This is a genomic window from Candidatus Binatia bacterium, from assembly GCA_029248525.1.
GTDB lineage: Bacteria > Desulfobacterota > Binatia > UBA12015 > UBA12015 > UBA12015.
Genome location: JAQWJE010000008.1, coordinates 329,921 through 350,049 on the forward strand (window position 1 = coordinate 329,921; position 20,129 = coordinate 350,049).

The window sequence follows — 20,129 nt, forward strand, 5'->3', positions numbered from 1 at the left end:
GCTTATCCATCAGGGAGTATGAGCGAGAAAAAGCGGGCGGAAGCGACGATTATCGACGGCAAGGGAATTGCGGCGAAGGTACGGATGGAAGTAGCCGCCGACGTGAGCCTTTTGGCGGAGCGGGGCATTCATCCCGGGTTGGCGACCGTGCTGGTCGGGGCCGATCCCGCCTCAGCGATTTATGTCCGAAACAAGGTGCGAGCTTGCGCCGAGGTCGGGATTGAGTCGTTCGGCCGCGATTTGCCAGAGAGCACAACTCAGGCGGAACTTTTGGCCGTGGTCGATGAACTCAATGCTGACCCCGCGGTGCACGGGATTCTGGTTCAATTACCCCTGCCGGCTGGGCTGGACCAAAGAGAAATCATCGAACGAATCTCTCCAGCGAAAGACGTGGATGGACTTCATCCGGAAAGTCAGGGGCGGCTGGTGGGTGGCCTGACAGGGCTGCGGCCCTGCACTCCGCTGGGCTCGATGCGACTCCTCAAGGAGGCCGGTGTCGAGTTGAGTGGCAAGCGGGCGGTGGTCGTCGGTCGTTCGGTTCTGGTCGGCAAGCCGATCGCGCTTCTGCTTCTCGAGGAGAATGCGACGGTGACGATCTGCCATTCGAGGACGGCGGACCTGGCCGGGGAGATCGGGCGCGCGGATGTCGTCATCGCAGCTTTGGGCCGGCCGGAGGCCATTCGGGGTGACTGGATCAAGCCGGGTGCCGCCGTTATCGATGTCGGCATTAACCGAACCGATGATGGCCTCAAGGGGGATGTGGAATTCGAATCGGCTCGTTTGCGCGCCGGTTGCCTGACGCCGGTGCCCGGAGGCGTCGGCCCGATGACCATCGCCATGCTCCTGCGAAATACCGTTTCTGCCGCGGCGGGTGCTGCATGAAGCGTACCTGCTTATACGATGCGCATCGCGCGCGCGGCGCACGATTCATCGAGTTTGGCGGCTGGGAGATGCCGGTCCAATACCGGGGCTTGTTGCAGGAGCACGCAGCCGTGCGGGCGAAGGCCGGCCTCTTCGATGTTTCCCATATGGGGGAGATCGAGATTGAGGGACACGGCGCTTTGGCTTTCTGTCAGTCGATTGCGACTAACGATGCGGGCCGATTGACGGAAGGACGCGCGCAATACACGTTGCTTTGCGCCGACGATGGCGGAACGATCGACGATACCATCCTGTATCGCCTTGGTGCCGAGAAATTTTTGTTCTGCGTGAACGCGGGGAACCGCGTAGCCTGTGCGGATTGGCTGATTTCGCACGCCGAGGGGCGCGTGGACGTCACGGTCCGAGACCGAAGCGAAGAGCTGGCCTTGATTGCCCTCCAAGGGCCGGAAGCACGAACAGTCGTCTCCCGTTTGGGTTCAGCTGCGCTCGCGGATCTGAAACGCTTTTCTGTTCTGGAAACGGAGTTGGCGAGTGTCACCGTTCTGGCGGCCCGGACGGGTTATACAGGCGAGGACGGGTTCGAGTTCTTCATCCCCACGGCGAAGGCGACCGATGTATGGGAGGCTTTGCTGGGGGCAGGCGAAGCCGAGGGTGTTGAGCCGATCGGGTTGGGCGCCAGGGACACGCTTCGGATGGAAGCGGGCCTCCCGCTTTATGGTCACGAGCTTTCCCGGGAGATCTCGCCGATGGAGGTCGGTCTGGGATGGGCCGTGAAGGAATCCCGGGGTGGGTTTCCAGGGGCGGAAGTATTTGCACGGCAGCGCGCCGAGGGGCCTGCGCGGCAACTGATCGGCTTGCGAGTCACAGGGCGAGGGATCGCAAGAGCAGATTATCCGGTGCTCGCCGGCGACCAACAGGTGGGTCACGTGACCAGCGGGACGCGTTCGCCGACTCTGGCTGAGCCGATAGCGCTTGCACTGATCGCCTCGGAGTCGGTAGAGGATGCGTTAACGGTGGAAGTGCGTGGGCGAAGAATTACGGCTGAGCGGGTTGATTTACCGTTCTACGGTCGGCAGTAGAGATTGACGGGTCGGACACTCGATCCAAGAGGAAATGAAAACATGGAATTCCCCGAAGAATTGAAATACACCCGCGATCACGAGTGGGTATCGATTGAGGGTAGCGTCGCAACGATCGGCATTACCGAGCATGCACAGGCGGAACTGGGAGAGGTCGTTTTTGTCGAACTGCCCGCCGTAGGCGATCGGGTCGAGCGAGCCGATCCCTTTGGCGTGGTGGAGTCGACCAAGGCCGTTTCGGATGTCTATGCGCCGCTCGCCGGCGACGTGAGTGAAATCAACGACGACCTACCCGAAAACCCGGAGCTTTTGAACGAAGACCCTTACGGCGATGGGTGGATGGTGAAGATGGTTCTGCTCGAGCCGGAAGACAAGGAGGGCTTGCTCACGGCGGCTGAGTATCAGTCTTTTGTCGAGGAGTCCGAAGAGGACTGAGGAGTCCTCGACCCATCGTCAATTCAGGCCGACCTGCAGTCGGCTTTCGACTCTCTGCAATCGACCCGAAGCGACCGAGGCCAATACCTGTGCTCGGAAGATGAACTCGTAGGTCCCATCGTCCGTAGCTGCGTCCGGCGGGGGATTCGGGTCAAAGGCGGCCGCGCGTAGCGCTTCGAGAAGCGTTCCGTCCATCGATTGGCTTCCCGACCTTTCCACGATCTGCAGATCCTGCAGCTTGCCCTGCGAATTCAGTATCACGCGCACGGTTGTGGAGTTTCGTGCGGCAAGGATCTCCGGTGCGTTGAGTCGTTTCCGTTGCTCGATCAGCAGGTTCTCGAAGACTCGAGTCCCGACCCTTCTGACGAAGGGAGCAAATCGGTCCGCTTTGGTATTCAGGAAGGTCAACTTGCCGGCAGCGACACTTGGCAGATTGTCGTAGGTGCCGCGAAGGCCGGCCAGAAGACCTTTGGCCGGGGGCGGGGCGCGAAGCAAGTCGCGCGTCGTTGCTGAATCCTGCGCGGGCGCCGTCGGGGGTGGTCGCGAGGGCCGACCGCTTTCTGCCAGGACTTTCCCGGGCGGTGCCAGAAGTTTCTCCAAACCCGGGAGTTCCCTGGGTGGGCGGGTGCCGGTCTCGGGTGCGGCCAGCATCTTTTGGGTTTCATCGCGCCGAGCGCCATCCTCGGGCTGGCCCGATTCGGGTGCGTTTGCGTTGGCGGGTGCCGTCTTCGGAGCAGGTTCGCCAGCTGGCGGCGGCGCGGGTGGGACTGCTTCCGGCGCCAGTCCTTCGGGGCTCCCATCGGGCTGTCCGGGGTTGGGGATGCCTCTTGCGATGGTTTCCTTCTCGACGCGGTTATTGCGGTCGCTGCGGAAGGCGCGGCCGTCAGGAACTTCGTTGTTTTCGCGATCGGAAGGGGCGACAATCGGTGCAGGTGCGTTGCCGGCATTGGCCGCTTCGGGCGGGATGGATTGGAGAGAAACGACGATTTCGTTCGGCGGGCCGGGGGTGGAGAGGGTCTCTCGGCCAAGGCCGACCAGCAGGAGAATATGCACCAGAATCGACAGGAGGATGGCGAGGGGGAGAATGCCCCTCGGAGACTGCGGGGGCGGGCTCAGGAGGTCGGTCATCGAGCCTCCTTGCGGCGAATCGGGCATGAGCCTACACTCCGCAACATGGGACTGGGTGTTACAGAGCTTCTCATCATTTTAGCGGTCGTGTTGCTGATATTCGGGCCTTCGCGTCTTCCGGGACTGGGGTCGGGCGTGGGCGATGCGATGCGGAATTTCCGGAAATCGATGCAAAAGCCGGATTCGATCGATATCACCCCTGAAGCGGATGATCGTGATGATCCGGACGATCCCGGAGATGGCACCAAGGTCTGAGGCACGGGCTCAGGAGGTCCGCGCCTCGGTCACCCGGCACACGACGTCGCTGGTATCCGCCGGTGGATCGGGAAAGACGAGCAGGAAGCTTGCAGATTTGCCGGGCGGAATGACGAAGCGACGGTTGGGTTCGAGGCGTAGAAGCATATCGACCTCGCTCATCGAGAGATTTCGGATGGTTCCTTTCGCCTGGTTGGCAGCATAGACCTTGCGGACAGCACGAGCTTTGCCACCCGCGATCAATTCGCCTTCGATCTCGATCAATCGCAGGTTCTCGTTCGTCTCGTTGATGGCTCTGCCAGTGACGACATAAGCGAGTCGGTTACCCTTGATATGGTCGAGACCGCCGGTGATCCCGTCGAGTTTGACGCGGTAGGCAAGTAGGTGATCCTGACCGAGCAGTTTGCCCAGAACGGGGATGCGGCTGAGCGTGTCGAGTGCGATCTCGGGGCGCCTGTCGAACGTGACAGCGACCAGCAAATAGGCCAGAAGAATTACGGCTACGCTCCATCCGACCGGTCGCAGCGGTGAGCGTCCCGGGTTCTGTGGAGGGTCGGCGCGTCCGCGTCGAGCGCGGACGGGGTTTCGACGGATTGTCGGTCGTGGAGGCAGGGGTTCGTCTTCCCACTCCTCGTCTTCCTCCTCGTCTTCTTCCTCCTCGAATGGTTCCTCGGCCCAGGCTTCGTCGTCCTCGCCGGGCAGTTCTTCCTCGGAATCTTCGGCAGAGAGTTCGTCATCGGCAAATTCGTCTTCGCCGATATCGTCGTTTTCTTCTTCCTCCTCCGAATCGATCAGGCCTCCGACAAAAGCCGGTTGTTCGGTCGAATCGTCTTCCTCGTCGTCGAAATCAAAGGAGAGGTTTGGCGGGTCTTCGTTCTTCTTCTGGCGGGAGCGGATGCTTCGCCGGCGCTCTCCGGGCTCGAAAATCTGCTCGCATTTGGTGCATTTGAAGACCGGGTTGGACCCTGAGAGCTGGGCCTGGGGCACCCGATACTGGGTGCTGCAATGGGGACATTGGACTGTCATGCGAACGCCACGATGCTGCCATAAGCAAGCGGAAAATGCACCCCTGCCGCGTCGGCTGGGAAGAGTTGGCTCATGGTTTTACCGCCGGATCGGATCCGCTTGCGATGGTTTCGGGGCCGAAACGAACCAGCCCGGTCGCGTGGGCCATGACATGGTAGAGAGTGTTCTGTTCCATCGTTCCCGACACCAGCCAGGCGCCCGGCCCCCGCGCATACGCTGCCACATCCGCACCCCCATGCGTCTCAAAGGGCTGGGGAATCAACGTCTCTATGAGGAAATCCTTGGAAGCAGCCATGAGGGGATCAGGGGCTGTTCGCTTCCCTGAGGAGGGCGTTCGGTGTCCGTTTGCATAGGAGAGGGTGGGGTAAGCCGTGCCTTTGGCATCAAGGCAAGGTTCGCCATCGATGCCACCCATTTTCTCGCAGAGTCCCGTGATAGGGCTTCCCCGCCGGGGGTATCCCTGAATGGTCAGGGTATGAGAGTGATCGGCTGTGACGATGATCAGCGTGTCGTTTCCGGCCGCGTGTTCGGCCGCGGCAACGGCATCGGCAAAGGCGACGCCGTCTTTGAGCGCGCGACGTGGATTGGTGGCATGGTGACCATGGTCGATGCGACCGGCTTCGACCAGCAGGATCCAGCGTTTGCCGGTGGCCTCGAGGTGACGGATCGCTGCTGTGGTCATCTCGGCCAGCGACGGCTCATCCTTGCGGTCAGCCTCGAAGGCCAGGTGCCCGGAGGCGAGCAGTCCGAGCACGGGCTTTTTGCCGTCGAGCGGTAATCGGCTGAATTCGGCGGCGGAGACAGCGACCTGAGTCCCGGACTGGCGGGCTTCGTCGAGAAGGTTGCGGCCGTCTTTTCGTTCGCCACGAACGTTCGGGGCGATGGTGTCGGAGCCGGTGAGGAACTGAGTGAACCCGCCTCCGGCTACGAAGTCCATTCTCGCCTCGGGAAGTTGGGCCGCAATATCTTTTTGCTCGGTGCATTCTGCCGGCATCCGGGCGTCGCTCTCGTAGTCACGATCGGCGCTGGCGGCGAACGCGCCGGCCGGCGTGGCATGCGTCACTCGTGTGGTGGTGACCACCCCGCGCGCCCATCCTTGATCGCGTGCCTGATCGAAGAGGCTGGGGAGACGATGTTCCGCTACCGCAGCGCAATTCCCGCGCTCCAGGCCGGCACCGACGCCGATGACCCCGGCCCGAGTCTTCTGCCCGGTGAGCATGGCGGTAATGGTGCCTGCAGAATCCGGGACCTGCGCATCTGTGTTGTAGGTCTTGAGCAGAGCCAGGTGCGGCATTTTATCGTAGGAGAGTTGAAATTCCTCGCCCGGCAGCCCTTGCTCCTGCCCGGCAAAGATTCGCGTGGCAGTGACCGAGTTGACGCCGTTGCCATCACCAATCATCAGAATCAGATTCCGGGCTTCGCTTTTGTCGGGTTCGACGGCGAGGCGGGCGCGAAGTTCGTTTTGACCCAGTTGGAAGGAGGGGGCTGTTTGCGCGGGTGCGATCGAGGCGAAGGCCCCGACGAAAAGAAAGGACCAGCAAATAGTGTTTAGCGTCATGGGAATCGACCAACCTTCATTATTCTATACCGTTCGGGTTGCATTGGAGCGAATGCTTGAACGATAATCGCCCGGAACCGTTTCTTTGCTGCGCCGTGATGCGCGGGAGGGCCACTGGATGTCTCAAATCATTTCGAACGATCCCTATGTGCTGATCTCCGCTGATTGCCATGCCGGAGCTCGCATCGATGGCTATCGCGATTATCTGGATCCCGAATATCGAGAACGTTTCGACGCGTGGCGGGATCAATATCGGAACCCGTCGCGGAAGCATTTGGGCAAGAAAAAAGATCTGACGTGGGGCGGGCAGGAGCGGGTAGACGATCTCGAGTCTCAGGGGGTTGTCGCGGAGGTGCTCTTTCCGAATAATGTCCCGCCCTTTTTCCCACCCGCCGGAATCGTGGTGGCGCGGCCGCCGACTGCGGAGGAATATGAGCTTCGTCTGGCGGGTGTTCGCGCGCACAATCGCTGGTTGGCCGATTGGTGTCAGGATTTTCCGGATCGACGGGCGGGTGTCGGCGTGATTCTGCTGAATGACGTGGAAGAGGCTCTCCGGGACATCGAGTGGATCGCCAAACACGAACTCAAGGGGGGCGTTCTGATTTCTCAGGTGGCCGATGATACGGACCTCGAACCGCTCTATTCCCCGCGGTACGATCCTATCTGGGCTGCCTGCGAAGCCAACGATCTCATCATTCACCAGCACTCCGGCGGCGGTTGTCCCGAGTACGGCGACCACCCGGCCTCGAGTATGATCTGGGTGTACGAAATGTCATGGTTCGCCACCCGAGGGATGGCGCACCTGATCCTCTCGGGTGTGTTCGAACGCCATCCGAAACTGCGTTACCTGATCAGCGAATCCGGTTGCGCCTGGGTGAAGGGCGCAATTGAGCATATGGACAAGCTTTACTTCCAAATTGCAGGTTCCGGGAGCACGGGCGAAGTCGATTTTCAGGGCCGGGGTGTGACCCGGGAACCACCCAGTCACTACGCAAAGACGAATTGTTGGTACGGTGCGAGCTTTCCTCGCCCGGCAGATCTGGCTGGGCGACATCTGGTGGGTGTCGACCATGTCCTCTGGGGCGCCGACTATCCCCACTTTGAAGGCACCTACCCCTACACGCTTGAATCTCTTCGTCTTGCCTTCAGCGATATCGATCCGGGGGAAACTCGCAAGATTCTTGGGCAGAATGCGGCCAAGCTTTTCGGCTTTGATTACGAGGCCTTGAAGGCCGTCGCGACGAGGTGTGGCCCAACGGTCGCACAGGTGGCGGATCCCTTGCTGGAGAAGCCCAGCGACGCGACCAGCCCGTGCTTTTGGTAGGGGCTAGTCGAGGTCAGGCCCTGATGGTGCAAGCCCCTCCGAGTTCGTCAGCCTTCCAGAGCTTTGCCGATGAGTTCATTCAGGTCGAGAGAACCTGAGTCGATACTGCCGGCCCAACCTCCATCGACATGCAGGTTATGACCGCTGATGAAACCGGCGGCATCGCTGTTGAGGAAGATCAGAGGAAGCGCCATCTCGACCGGTTGCGCTCGTCTGCCGATGGGTTCCGCCCATGCGTTGATCAGAGCTGGAGGGGCGGTCGCCTCGAAGTCTTTCATCATGGGCGACTCGGTGGGTGCGGGGTTCACGCAGTTGATGCGAATTCCTCGACGAATCAGTTCGGCGGCGGTTCGCATGGTAAAATACTGGGTGCACATCTTCGAGAAGAGATATCCGTCAGCAACCACGTCAAGGTGCGCTTCGCACCAGGCAAAGCCGGAGGCTGCATCAGGCGTGTCCATCAGCTCCTGAATCGCATCCCGTCGTTCGTCCCATCCGTGGCCAGCCGTTGAGGCGATGACCGCCAGGGCGCCTCCCTTCGGCATGCGTTTGGCGACCTCGTAGGTCCAATGGCGCATGTTCACGAAGTTGACCTGCATCACCTCCAGCGGCGGAAAGGTTCCCGGCAGCCCGGCGCAGTAAAAGGAAGCATCGATATCGCCCCCAATCGCTTCGAGGGCTTTATCGATCTGCAGGGTGTCCCGGAGGTCGACCTGCTGGAAAGAGGCCATCTTGACCGGCGACTCCTTGATGTCGACGCCATGCACCTCGGCGCCCAGCCGCACGAGCTCTCGAGCGGCGGCTTCTCCCATGCCGGAAAAACATCCAGTGATGACAACTTTTTTCCCCTGATAGCTCCACGGATCTGTATTCATGCGTTTCTCCTCGTCTGCGAATCTTTCACTATCGTCAAGCCGATTGACTGTAAAGCACGCGCGCTGCGAGTTGCCTGACGGATCGCCTTCCCGGAGAGTCCCGGCCCTCAGGCGCCCCAGGGCTTGATGGCGTCTTTGAGCTGCGCATATCCCTCGAGAAAGCCCGGTCGTTTCTCGCCATATACTTTATCAAAAGTGGCGAGTGCGTCGTCGAGCCAGCCCGCGAGGGCCGCATTGCCCGGATTGGCATCGAGATAGGCATCCCGGATCAGAACAAAATGAATCCGAGGGTCATAGGGTTGTTTCTTGCCGCCCATGGACTCGTCGCCGTCAAGCAGCCGCAGCAGCATGGCATCTGCCGAACCAAGAGTCTGTTCATGGATGGGGGGGCCGGACATGCGGTACATCACCGATGTCATATCGCGACCGTTGCCGGTGGTATAACCCATCTCGGACCAGAGCTCCTTCATCGATTGGCCCGAGGCTCCGACTCGATCGAGGACCTTCTGACCGAAGTGACGGAGCGGGTCCGAAACGTCGGCGAGCAGGTCGGTCAAACGATCGCCGTCGAGGTCGGTGGCCAGAACCACCACGTCCTGTGCGTCGATCAGATCCCAGAGCAGCAGGCCGTAGTTCGTGTCGGCGATATGTTGCTCAACCTGTCCCGTCCAGTTCTCCATCCCTGCCTTGAAGTCTGCCGGCAGGAGTTTGATGATGCGATCGACACGCTCTCGGTGCTCGACGTAGCCATCCACCGCATATTTGCGCCCTACGTTGAACTTCGTTCCTTCCAGCAGCCACGAGAGAATTCCGGAGTTGATACCGTCTTCCATGGCTTGTGTGGGCTTGAAGGCGACACGCCCCAGCTTGCCGGTGTCGTTGACCATCTGGAGGAAGCGACGAGCGGCGTAGGCCATCTGGATGCCCGGCGTATTCATTTCGGAGTGGATGATGCCGGTTTCGGGGTGGACATCGAAAGCGGCGCGGTCTTGGGAATAGGGCAGGCATGGCATGCAACGGACGACGGTAATCGTTCCATAGGGGCGCACGTTGCAGTAAACCCCGGCCTGCGTGCGCAGCGGTGCGTTGCCGGACTTCCCTTTGACGACGACTCGGCCGCCGCTGCCGTCGTTGACATAGGCATCCCCGGCAGTCGACCATTTGATCGACGTGCAGGGCATATTCCCGAACCATCCGAGTGGGGCGAGGTCGAGATCATGGCGATATTGTGACCACATCGGAACGCCGTAAAACGGCAAGCCGAGAACGTCGGTCGCCATGATGGTGCCGAGCAGTGCATATGCGTCCGTCAGCGAATGGGCGACGGGTTTGATGTCTCCATCGAAGTTTCCACCCTGCCAGATGACCGCTTCCGGGTGCCCTTCGGGCCGAACTTCGCTGGGCTGGTAGAGGCCTCCCAATAGCTCCAGAAGATCTCCGCCATCCGCCTCGGTCCTCGCAATTTTCAAAAGATCCAACATGATTTCGTCTTTCCGCCTCGGCACCTGCCGCGATTGTGCGAGCCATTGGTCTCGCATTCCGATCCCCGGGCCAATCCGCGAACCGCTCTTACCTTAACAGTGAGCGAGGCTTTTTCACTAGCGGTTGGGCTTTGCCCAAGCGCTTCTGTCGGCGGATCCGCCACGATTCGAACCGATAATCCTCGGGGCCTCAGAGTCCTACTTCGCGAAGGAGCTCCTCGGTATGCTCTCCCAAACCCGGCGAGGGGAGACGGATTTCGCTTGGGGTTTCGCTGAATTTCTCGGCGGGCCGTGGCTGCCGCATTTCCCCGCCCACCGGATGGGTACTTTCGGCCAGGATTTCATTCTCGACGATTTGCGGGTGGGTCAGAAGGGTTTCGCGGTCGAGAACAGGCGCGCACGGCACGTCCTGGGCGCCGAGGCGCACCAGCCACTCGATATTCGATCGATGCTGCAAGACCTCGGCAAGCATGGTGAGGCGCTCTCCCGCGTGCGCGATCCGGCCGCCGGGTGTGGCGAAACGCTCATCTTCGAGCCAATCCTTTCGCTCGACGGCGCGACATAGGCCTTCCCACTCGGCATTGGAGACGGCGCCGGCCGTAATGAAGCCGTCGGCCGTCTGGAAGACCAGATCCTGCGCCAGTCGAGAGTGACGTCGTTGGACGCGCTCGCCCTTCCAGGTGTGGCCTGCCATTCCTTCGCTCCAATGGAAAGCGATTGTGGCGTCCAGCATGGAAAGTTCGAGCAGTTGGCCTTTACCGGTGCGCTCGCGGGCGAATAGCGCTGCGGTCATTGCCTGTGCGGCCGTGACGGCTGTGAGCTTGTCGGGAACGACGAGCCGCATCATCCTGGGGCGCCCGGTCTCGCGGTCGGCTTGAATGGCGGCAAGCCCGGAGAGCGCTTGAATGACCGGGTCGTAAACTCGCTGGTCCTTGAAGGGTCCTCGGGTTCCGAAGCCGCTGATCGAGGTGTAGATAATATCGGGCTTCAGCTTCCGGACCTCGGTATAACCCAACTGTAGGCGTTCAATCGCTCCGGGACGAAAGTTCTGCACGAAAATATCAGCTGTTCCGACCAGACGCCGAACGAACTCTTGCCCGTCCGGGGTTTTGAGGTCGGCAAGAACGGATCGCTTGTTGCGGTTCGCGGTGGCGAAAGTGGCGGAGACACCGTTTTGCGTCGCGCCCATATGGCGCACAAGATCGCCAATTTCCGGTGGCTCGACCTTGATCACATCCGCGCCTTGGTCCCCCAGAATGCGGGTGGACATCGGGCCCGAAATCATGGTGCTGAGGTCCACTACGCGAATACCATCCAATGCTCCCATCCGAATGGTCTAGCGCACCAAAGCGCTTAGCTAAACTCAGGCCGTATTGGCGTAGCCGATCCGCGGAGGTCGTCCCGCGGGTCGCGGAGGTAAATCTCCATCGGGCCGCGGCCAGGCGATCGGTGAAACATCCCCGACGATCTTTTCGCCGACCGCGATTTTCTGACGGTCGACGGTGACATGAGGAATCGGGTTTCGCCGCACGCAGCCATCGGCGAAATAAATGATGCAGTAGACGCGGCGCGTTTGGTCGCCCTGGTTGGCGTCAGCCAGATGAACTGTGAGCGAATGATGAAATACGATCGATCCAGGGGGGGCTTCAACCCATACCGGCGGAGTATCGGCGACCAGCGGGTCGTTCACCACGTCATAGGGTTCCTGAAAAATATGACTGATATCGACGAATTTCTCGAGGCCGACGCGGTGCGACCCCGGGACGTAGGCCATTGCGCCCTGGCCACGTCGGGAGCCGTCGAAAGGAATCCAGGCAGTGATTTGCCGTGCAGGTTCGATTGGCCAAAAGGGCCGGTCCTGATGAGCGTCCGTCTCGCGCCCTCCGGGTTCCTTGTAGAGCGCCTGATCATGCCAGATGCGCACAGCATCCGCCTGAAGCAGTTCGGCGGCCATCCCGCCCACGCGCTGGTCGAAGGTGAGCTTGCGAACCTCGGGCGAATCTTCCCAGAGGTTCATGCATTGGATGAAGCTCTGCTCGTAAATTGTCTTTTCCTCGACCGGCCGATCGTCGCCAGCAGAGCGCCCCGCGACTGCGTTATCGACAGCCTCGCCGAAGGCGATTCGTTCGGCGTCGGGAAGGACATTTTCCACGACGAGGTATCCGTCTTTTCGGAAGGCCTCGACCTGCGCCGGGCTCAGGAGTGCTGCGCTCATGCCAGCCACGTTTCCATCAGGTGCTCTCGCAATGCATCGTTATCGACATCGGTAGCCACGCGAATATTTGCCGGCGAATTCTGCCGATGAGAAGCGGCGCGCTCGTCGACCTCGATCGAGACATCGGCAAACGGACATAGTTCAGGCTTCACGAGCGTGGCGGCTGTCAAGGGGTCATGGAGCGCGACTCGTGGGTCAGGCCGTCCGAAACGGGAGCGGAGAAACTCCAACCAGGTTTCCGAGAGCTTGCCGATCTGCTGTGCCAGAGGATCTCCGCCTTGCAGCTCCTCGATATCCTTGGGGAGCAGATGGGTCCGGAAGGTGACCTCCGCGGGCACAATCGTCGGGAGCTCGGTATGCGGTGCCTGCAGCACGGTTTGCACGGCGAGAGGATCGCAGTACCAGTTCCATTCGGGAATTTCGGGCACCATCCCTTCGAGCAGAACATCCTCGATCTTGCCTCCCATGATGGCAAGCTGGGGGAGTTTGACTCCATGCTGGACCAAGGCACCAAGGTTGGTAAGCGGACCAATGGCCACCAGAACGTCGGGGGAAGTCTGATGCAGCGCTTCGGCGATCTTGTCGATGCGCGCCGGACCCTCGGGCTCGATCTCGGTACGCATGCGGGGCTCGGGATTCGGCAGGATGGTTTGGCCTTCGTGGCCAAACATCAAACCGATGCGCTCGGGGGTCAGAGGTAAACCGCGTCCGCTCAGGATCGGCGGGGCTTGCCCCGGCGCCAGGGCGAGCAACGCCTCCGCGATGGCGGTTCGAAGTTCGACATCGCCAAACACAGTCGAAATCCCGGCCAATTCCAGATCCGGGTGCCGTAGAACATAGGCGATTGTAAGGGCGTCGTCGACATCACTGCCGACATCGGTATCGATCCAAACTCGCATATCTTTTCCCTACAGGCCCGCTGGCTCGCTGCCAACCAGAGGTTCCTGATCGATCCAGATAGGTGAGGACCATGCTCGTTCTTCGATCTCGGCGAGACAGTCTTCCTGATAGGGCGTCTGGGCGTCGTTTCCGTAGCACGGTTGGAGTTCAAGGCAGCGACCGGACTCGTCCCGCTTGCAGCGCAGATTGTCACCGTTGACCGCGAGGGTAGGTTCCTGAATCGCGCGAACGTAGTAGACCGCATCGCGTTTTGAGGCGTGATATCCGGCGTCCGTGAATTCCACCTGGCAGCCATCGGTTGACTCCGGGCAGGGGAGGACCTTCCACGGGTCCTCGATCAGGTTGCCGATCGGTTCGTTCGGATCGATTTGGGGACGTATTCGGACGACCTCGATCCGGCTGATTGTATGCCGCTGATCGGTGGGGTGGTAGCATTCATTGCGACAAAGGTCGTTCAGACGTTTTGTTCCGAGAGCAATCTTTGCCGTGTCGGAGCAGCCGGGTTTTTGCGTGCGACCACCAGCGGCGCTGACCCGAAAACGCGGATTTTCCTGCAGGATCGCCTCGCTGCCCATCGGTTGCTCCCGCCGTTCGCCAGGACCATTCAGCAGATCGAAGTGCAGCAGGATTCGCGGGCCACTGGTGCCATATACCTGGCGGCTCTGGAGCGCATTCCAGATACTCGCCCGATCGCGTTTGGCGGCATGGACGGCGACCAATCCACCCGTGGTGAAGAACGAAGACATTCGCTCGACGTCGCGCTCGCCAAAAGCGATGGTATCTTCCAGATTAAGAGGCACGGATTCAGGCTTCGGTTCCTGTTGTGTGCCGATGAGGTCGGGCGCGCCCTCGGCTGGCCCCTTGCTCTCCGACATCTCACTCCGATCACGTTCCTTGTAACCGGTTCCGGGGCGGGCGGTGTGGTTGTCGCTCGAGGCGATCAGCCCGTACCGCGCTCGAGAGGGACCTCCCTGCGGCGATTGGCGTGCGAGCATATATTGCGCCGACATCCCCGGACGGTAATCGAAGGCAGGTAGAAAGCAGTCCCGGCATTGACCAGCGTCCTGCCAGTCGAGCACCGTGGCACCTGGTACCGTCCGAAAGCCGGCGCGACCGACAGCGGCGTGATTGCGGCGCGCTTCGGCAGCACGCCGCCGGCATTCCGCGGCCGGCTCACCGCCCGCGAGGCAGCGCTCTTCGATGATCTCTCCGGCGCGCCAGCAATTCGGGAGGAAGCCATTGGGGCCGGGAGTGGGGGGCGGACAGATGGGGGCCGAGCCCGGCATTGCGGGTTTCCTTCCCCAATCCCGGTATTCTTCCGAATTTCCATGCCCGGAGTAGACCTCCATCAGGAACTGTCGCTCCGGGTCCGCGTTTGGTCCTGTCACCTGCGGGTCCCATACGGATCCCGGGGGCGCGGTATTGCCCCAGGTCGTGCCATGCGGAATCACCATTGCAGGCAGATTCCAGTCATCGAGTTTGGCGAAAAGTTCGGCTGGGGTAAGTGTCGACTCGCGACAGTCAATGGGCAACTGGCGCACCGGGACGCCCTCGGGGCAGGGGGGAACCGACGCACTTTCCTCGAGGAAGGTCGTGAAGTCCAGAGTCCTGCGGTCGCGGAGCAGGAGCACGAGCCCGGCACGAATCGCTGGAGGTATTGTCACAATATCGCCCATCGGCTGTCTGGCGGCGATCGGTCTGGTGGGAATATTCTCCTCTTCGATGTCGCGGAGAATGATATTCTTGTGCCCCCAGTGATTCTCCGGGCTGGTGCCATCTTGGGTCCATTCCCAACCCAGGAAGGCAATCACGTCCGGATTTTCCGGGTCGGCCACCGCGTTGCACGCGCGAATACTTTCAACGGTTTCCCGCCAATGCGCCGGCGTCAGCGACTCTGCGTGGTCGTTGATGGACCAGAAGTCGAGGGCGGCGCAATGCCGCGCAAAATCGCAGGCATCGGCAGGTGGGTGGGCGCCTTCTCCGGAAACCAGAGGCAAGCTCATCACAAAGGCGTCGGAGGAGAATGTCGTATGTACATGGAGGTCACCAAAGAGGATTTGCGTGCCCGCCGGGCTCAGACGCGATTCGGTCTCTCGGCGCTCGGCCAGAATCATCTCCATTTCATGGGGGTCTCGGGCGATGGGCGTGACCTCGCCGGGACCTTCATGTTCGCCAAAGGCTCCATGCCCGAGCAAATAGCCAAGGCCGCCGAGCGTGGTCACCAACAAGAGGAAGATCCAGAGAATTCTCTTTTTCACGAGACCGAAATGCTCAGAGAAGCAGGGTATGATGCAAGCGAGCGGACCTCCGCGCGAGCCGTTTGGCGCGCGCGTCAGGATCTGGCAACCTCGACCCTATGGGTAAGGTGCATGTTCTCGGTTCCATCAACATGGACCTTGTGGCGCGTGTGGCGAGATTTCCGCGCCCCGGCGAGACGTTGATGGGGAGCGACTTCCAACTCCTGCCAGGAGGGAAGGGGCTGAATCAGGCGGTCGCGGCTCGTCGATCGGGCGCTGGGGTCTCGATGCACGGCGCTGTCGGCGAAGACCCCAACGGCGCAGCCCTGCGCGAGTTCCTTGATCGGGAAGCGATTGCCGTCGAGGGCGTCCGCTCCATTTCCGGGACAGCGACGGGAACTGCGATGATTCTGGTCGACCAGGATGGTGAAAATTGCATTGTCGTTGTGCCCGGGGCGAACGAGCACGTGACGCATCGGAGGAGCGACAAGGGCCCGGGCAAAGGCGATGTTCTGGTCGCTCCATTCGAGGTTCCGGATGCGGCCATCGAGCCTGCGTTTACCGAGGCGCAGAGCCGTGGCGCTTTTACGGTGCTGAACCCGGCACCAGCCCGGGTTTGTCGCCCGGAAATTCTTGATCGAGTGGACCTGCTGGTGGTCAATGAAACGGAATTGAGCTTTTACGCCGGCGAAACTACCGAATTGGCGTTGCCTGAAGATCGAGTCGTGGAACTCGTGGGACAACTGGCCCGTCGCCATGGCGCAGATATCGTGGCGACGCTCGGGGGAAAGGGCCTGGTCGCCTCGCTTTCCGGGCACATCTCCACCCATCCCGCTCGGAAGGTGGAAGTCTGTGATACCACAGCGGCCGGCGACACCTTCGTCGGAGCGATGGCCGCTCGCATTGCGGACGGCGAACCCGTCAAGACGAGTTTATCGTTTGCGATCGATGCCGCGGCGATTTGCGTGAGTCGGTCGGGCGCTGCGCCGTCGATTCCCACTCTGGCCGAGGTTCGGGCAATCTCCGCGGCGAAGTGAGGCCTTCGGCTCAGGTCGGGAGCTTGGCGTTCAGAAGCCGCTCCCGCACCAGCAGTCGCAGGGCGGTGGAGATTGTCCAATAATGCTCCTCCGCGAATTCCCGGAGCGCATCGGCTTCCTCGGGCTCGAGGCGGACATTTACCCGACTGGAGCGATCACTGAAGGAGCGGGGTCGTCCCGGGCGGCGCTTTTTCGGCTGAGCGGGGACTTTCTTTTTGGCGGAAGTTTTTTTTGCTGCGGGCATTGGGGGCACCACTTTCTTTGTAGGTTCAACCACTGAATGTTGGCGATTGGGACGGGGAATGTCAAAGCGCGGTTCTCGGATGCTTGTGATCTTGCATGGGGGACCCGACCGGGGACAACCCGCGGGAACTCATCGGTGAGATCAGTGGCTCGCGTCGGAGATTCGGCCCCTCCCGCATGCAGGTCCCCTGTGCGTTGGGGATCGTTCCCTCGAGGGACGGATTGTCCAGGGCGATGCCCTCGTCGATCGGACGGAAATTGTCCTGCGAATAGGCGCTATTGCGAGTATTGAGGACAGTACTCAGCACCTTGGCGGATCCTCTGCGGAGTCTTCGCTTACTCTTTTCCGGATGTGAAATGGCTGTTTTTTCGGGTACTCCGCGGTCTTTTCCGACTAACGACACTTTGAGTGCCGTATCTTGCTCGGGGCGAGGGTTAGACTCTTGGGGGCTTGAGCCGATATGGATCAGCGCCATGCGAGCACTTTTTGGAGTTATTTGGATCACGAGTTTTCTCCTCGTTGCTGGATCTTCCGCGGCTCTCGAGCCCGACGATACCGTCGCCGGGTTGGTCGAGAGCGCGCCGGAACCAGCGGCAGCCGAACCAGCGGCGACCGACGGGTCGACCGTAGTCGACGATGCCGAGCAAGGGGAGGATGCGGGCAGTCTCGCGCGCGAGTTTGCCGTGGAAGAGATCGTGGTGAGCGCGCGGCGGCGAGAAGAACTCGAGCAGCAAGTTCCGGTGGCGATGACGGTGCTCGGGGAGAAGCAACTGCAAAGTGCTTTTACTCGCGACATATCCGACATCACCGGCTACGCACCCAACGTGATCATCAACCCCGTGCGGGTGGGGCCGAGTGGTACGGCAATTTCAATTCGCGGGATCAGTTTTCAGGATATCGAAAAAAGTTTTGACCCCGGTGTCGGCGTTCTGATCGACGATGTGTTCCTGGGTGTTTCGGCCGGATCTCTTGTGAGCAATTTTGACGTCGGTTCAATCGAAGTCCTGCGAGGACCTCAGGGAACGCTTTTCGGCAAGAACACAATCGGTGGTGCGATCCGGGTGACCCGAACCCGCCCCACCGGGGAGTGGGGGCTGAAATCGAGTGTGACGGGTGGCTCCTACGGCCGCAATGACTACCGGGTCCTGATCAATGCTCCGGTCATCGAGGACAAGTTGGCCGCAAAGGCGTGGTTCTACAGCGAGAACGATGATGGCTCGATGTATAATGAGACCAAGAAGCGTTGGGTCGGTGGGCAAAACTACTGGACCGCCGGTTTGACACTGGAAGCGACTCCGACTGACAACCTGACTATTTTGGGGACCTACGAGCATATTCGCGACGACACGCCGACTCTCCCCTTGATCAACCTCAGCCAGTTCCCGGGTGAATCGATCTATTTGCCGGGCGGTGATCTGCAATGCCGCGAATACGGTGAATGTTCCGTGGACAATCTCGACCGAGTCACGACGCAGAACTTCTCGGATCGCTCTCATATGGATCTGGATGCGGTGACGGTACAGGCCGATCTGTTACTTGAGGATATTGGAACGCTGACTTCGATCACCGGTTGGCGTGGTCATACCGAGTCGGTAAACGCCGACATGGATGCTTCCGCGATCGACTATTTCTCGGTCCTCCGGGAGCAGACTTATGATCAGGTAAGCGAAGAGGTCCGACTGGCAACCGAAGAGTTCGCAGGTTTTCAGTTCGTAGCGGGCCTCTATCTCTGGTGGGCCCAGTTCACTCTGGACCAGACCAGCTATTTCCTTACCAGCAGGTTGGATCCCGGGTTGCCGATAGACACAGATCTGGTGTTGAAGACTGGGCAGGAGACTTTCAGTATCGCGCCGTTTTTTCAGGCGGATTACGCGATTACCGATTGGCTGAGTGCGACCGCCGGGTTGCGCTTTACCTGGGAGCAGAAGCGCTTGACTCGATTCGATCAGTCGGTGCATATCGGCGAGGCGGTCATCCCCATCGTGGGTGATGCGGGTCAGACGGCGCATTGGAATGCGCCCACGCCGATGGCCGGTCTCGACGCGCAGATTACCGACGAGGCGATGACGTATTTCCTCTATTCGCGTGGTTTCAAAAGTGGCGGCTACAACGTCCGCGCCGGCAGTATCGAGTCGTTGGGTCCCTACGATCCGGAATATGTCGACAGCATGGAGGTCGGCCTCAAGAGTGATTGGTTCGACGATCGACTGCGCGCGAACGCATCCCTGTTCTGGAACATCTATGACGACAAGCAGGAAGAGATCCTGAGTTATTATCCGGAATCACCTGTCGGGCAGCAGACGTTCGTCGAGAATGTGGCCAAGGCACGAACGCGCGGTTTCGAGTTGGAACTGATCGCGGTCCTCTTGCCGGATCTGACCGTGCGCCAGAGCTTCGGCTATCTGGATGCCTCGTATATCGATGGTGAGTTCACCTATATTGTCGACGGGGGCGAGTTCAAGGAGCCTTTCGCCAGCCAGCAGATGCGTCGCGCTCCCAAATTCCAGTACTCGATTTTCGTTGATTATATCCGTGAGCTCGGTCCGGGACTCGTGAACCTGCATCTCGATTGGCGTTGGATCGATCAGTATCAGACGTCGTTCCCGAATATCGCGATCGGCGAGGTACCAGCCAACTCCAAACTGAATCTGCTGGTCGGCTACACCCTGCCCATGCCGGGGGCAGAGGATTGGACCCTGCGGGTCGAGGCATTCGGGCGTAATATCAACAACCCGTCGGTTCTCGGCCAGACGGTTGCGGCCGCCGGCCTCTTCACCTTCGGAGCCTTGCCCCCACCACGGACGTGGGGCGTGGAGATGCAAGTGGCCTGGAACTAGGGGAGAGGCAATGGCTCAGTCCCAGGCCTCATTGAAGCAAAGGAGCTCCGGCTCTTCCGTGAAGGCAATTTCGGCGACTGAGCAATTGTCGAGGATTCGTTTCCATTGGGAGTAGTCGCCGTCGAGAATATGGCCCATCGCCATGCTCATTGCGCCGCCGTGGGCGACGCAAACGACTCGCTGGCCGGGGTGTTTGCCGGCGATCGCTTTCAATGTCCCGACGAGGCGGTCCGTGACCTGACGCGGCGACTCGCCACCATGAGGGGCAAAGTCGGGATCTTTCTTCATATTGCCCCAGAGATCTTCCTTGTCCCATAACTCGCGGTAGGGACGTCCCTCCCAGGAACCCAGGTCGTACTCGCGCAGGCCCGGTTCGAGCTGAATTTCGACATCGACAGCGGCTGATATCGCGCGGGCCGTATCGTGCGCTCTCTGCAGATCGCTCGCGTAGATGGCGTCAGGCCGGAATCGCTTGCGGATCCCTTCGGCGACGCGGGCTGCTTGTTCCCGACCGTGATCCGATAGCGGGGTGTCCGTCGAACCATGCCAGATCCCACCTGTATTGGCGGCGGTCTGGCCATGGCGTACCAAAGTCAACACTGTGCGTTCCATTTTC

The 20,129-nt window shown here is 60.6% G+C and carries 19 protein-coding genes; 7 read left to right on the forward strand and 12 right to left on the reverse strand.

The window, feature by feature from the left end; all coding sequences use genetic code 11:
* The first annotated feature begins 18 nt into the window (after positions 1-18).
* Genes folD through gcvH form a run of 3 tightly spaced genes read left to right on the forward strand, consistent with a single transcriptional unit; the run spans position 19 to position 2,396 of the window.
* Positions 19-882 carry a bifunctional methylenetetrahydrofolate dehydrogenase/methenyltetrahydrofolate cyclohydrolase FolD gene (folD, locus tag P8K07_02175; protein MDG1957329.1) on the forward strand — a complete coding sequence of 288 codons (864 nt, stop codon included), beginning with the start codon at positions 19-21 and terminating at the stop codon, positions 880-882.
* On the forward strand, positions 879-1,961 hold the full coding sequence (gene gcvT, locus P8K07_02180) for a glycine cleavage system aminomethyltransferase GcvT (GenBank protein MDG1957330.1): 1,083 nt from the start codon (positions 879-881) through the stop codon (positions 1,959-1,961). Before folD ends, gcvT begins: the two co-directional genes overlap by 4 nt.
* 42 nt (positions 1,962-2,003) lie before the next feature.
* Entirely contained in the window at positions 2,004-2,396 is a 393-nt protein-coding gene (gene gcvH, locus P8K07_02185; GenBank protein MDG1957331.1) for a glycine cleavage system protein GcvH, read from the forward strand.
* Between the two features lie 18 nt (positions 2,397-2,414).
* Here the strand turns inward: gcvH and P8K07_02190 are convergent, their stop codons facing one another.
* Entirely contained in the window at positions 2,415-3,524 is a 1,110-nt protein-coding gene (locus tag P8K07_02190; GenBank protein ID MDG1957332.1) for an energy transducer TonB, read from the reverse strand.
* A 45-nt stretch (positions 3,525-3,569) separates the two neighbouring features.
* On the opposite strand from P8K07_02190, the gene tatA reads away from it, so the two are divergent.
* Positions 3,570-3,779, forward strand: coding sequence for a twin-arginine translocase TatA/TatE family subunit (gene tatA, locus P8K07_02195; protein ID MDG1957333.1), 210 nt, complete (start codon positions 3,570-3,572; stop codon positions 3,777-3,779).
* 9 nt (positions 3,780-3,788) lie between these two features.
* Here the strand turns inward: tatA and P8K07_02200 are convergent, their stop codons facing one another.
* Complete coding sequence (locus P8K07_02200; protein MDG1957334.1) at positions 3,789-4,805, reverse strand: zinc-ribbon domain-containing protein; 1,017 nt, start codon at positions 4,803-4,805, stop codon at positions 3,789-3,791.
* Positions 4,806-4,875: 70 nt separating this feature from the next.
* Complete coding sequence (locus P8K07_02205) at positions 4,876-6,363, reverse strand: alkaline phosphatase (GenBank protein ID MDG1957335.1); 1,488 nt, start codon at positions 6,361-6,363, stop codon at positions 4,876-4,878.
* A gap of 118 nt (positions 6,364-6,481) precedes the next feature.
* On the opposite strand from P8K07_02205, the gene P8K07_02210 reads away from it, so the two are divergent.
* Positions 6,482-7,687, forward strand: a complete 1,206-nt coding sequence (locus tag P8K07_02210; protein ID MDG1957336.1) for an amidohydrolase family protein — start codon at positions 6,482-6,484, stop codon at positions 7,685-7,687.
* Positions 7,688-7,734: 47 nt separating this feature from the next.
* On the opposite strand, the gene P8K07_02215 is transcribed toward P8K07_02210, so the two are convergent.
* The 6 genes from P8K07_02215 to P8K07_02240 form a co-directional block, all read right to left on the reverse strand.
* Positions 7,735-8,562: a coniferyl-alcohol dehydrogenase gene (locus P8K07_02215; protein ID MDG1957337.1), complete on the reverse strand. Its 828-nt coding sequence runs from the start codon at positions 8,560-8,562 to the stop codon at positions 7,735-7,737.
* A gap of 107 nt (positions 8,563-8,669) precedes the next feature.
* Positions 8,670-10,043, reverse strand: a complete 1,374-nt coding sequence (locus P8K07_02220) for a hypothetical protein (GenBank protein ID MDG1957338.1) — start codon at positions 10,041-10,043, stop codon at positions 8,670-8,672.
* Positions 10,044-10,233: 190 nt separating this feature from the next.
* The gene (locus tag P8K07_02225; protein ID MDG1957339.1) at positions 10,234-11,370 is read right to left on the reverse strand and encodes a CoA transferase; all 1,137 of its coding nucleotides are present in this window, start codon (positions 11,368-11,370) and stop codon (positions 10,234-10,236) included.
* 36 nt (positions 11,371-11,406) lie between these two features.
* Positions 11,407-12,258 (reverse strand): phytanoyl-CoA dioxygenase family protein, encoded by an 852-nt coding sequence (locus P8K07_02230; protein ID MDG1957340.1) that lies wholly within the window; start codon positions 12,256-12,258, stop codon positions 11,407-11,409.
* Complete coding sequence (locus P8K07_02235) at positions 12,255-13,157, reverse strand: nucleoside hydrolase (protein MDG1957341.1); 903 nt, start codon at positions 13,155-13,157, stop codon at positions 12,255-12,257. Before P8K07_02235 ends, P8K07_02230 begins: the two co-directional genes overlap by 4 nt.
* A gap of 9 nt (positions 13,158-13,166) precedes the next feature.
* On the reverse strand, positions 13,167-15,416 hold the full coding sequence (locus P8K07_02240) for a DUF3604 domain-containing protein (GenBank protein ID MDG1957342.1): 2,250 nt from the start codon (positions 15,414-15,416) through the stop codon (positions 13,167-13,169).
* 98 nt (positions 15,417-15,514) lie between these two features.
* On the opposite strand from P8K07_02240, the gene P8K07_02245 reads away from it, so the two are divergent.
* Positions 15,515-16,432 (forward strand): ribokinase, encoded by a 918-nt coding sequence (locus P8K07_02245; GenBank protein MDG1957343.1) that lies wholly within the window; start codon positions 15,515-15,517, stop codon positions 16,430-16,432.
* Between the two features lie 10 nt (positions 16,433-16,442).
* On the opposite strand, the gene P8K07_02250 is transcribed toward P8K07_02245, so the two are convergent.
* Positions 16,443-16,676: a hypothetical protein gene (locus tag P8K07_02250; GenBank protein MDG1957344.1), complete on the reverse strand. Its 234-nt coding sequence runs from the start codon at positions 16,674-16,676 to the stop codon at positions 16,443-16,445.
* A 61-nt stretch (positions 16,677-16,737) separates the two neighbouring features.
* The gene (locus tag P8K07_02255; protein ID MDG1957345.1) at positions 16,738-16,983 is read right to left on the reverse strand and encodes a hypothetical protein; all 246 of its coding nucleotides are present in this window, start codon (positions 16,981-16,983) and stop codon (positions 16,738-16,740) included.
* Between the two features lie 166 nt (positions 16,984-17,149).
* Here P8K07_02255 and P8K07_02260 point away from each other — a divergent pair, with 166 nt between their 5' ends.
* Entirely contained in the window at positions 17,150-19,513 is a 2,364-nt protein-coding gene (locus P8K07_02260) for a TonB-dependent receptor (protein MDG1957346.1), read from the forward strand.
* A 15-nt stretch (positions 19,514-19,528) separates the two neighbouring features.
* Here the strand turns inward: P8K07_02260 and P8K07_02265 are convergent, their stop codons facing one another.
* Complete coding sequence (locus P8K07_02265) at positions 19,529-20,125, reverse strand: histidine phosphatase family protein (GenBank protein ID MDG1957347.1); 597 nt, start codon at positions 20,123-20,125, stop codon at positions 19,529-19,531.
* Between the last annotated feature and the right edge of the window lie 4 nt (positions 20,126-20,129).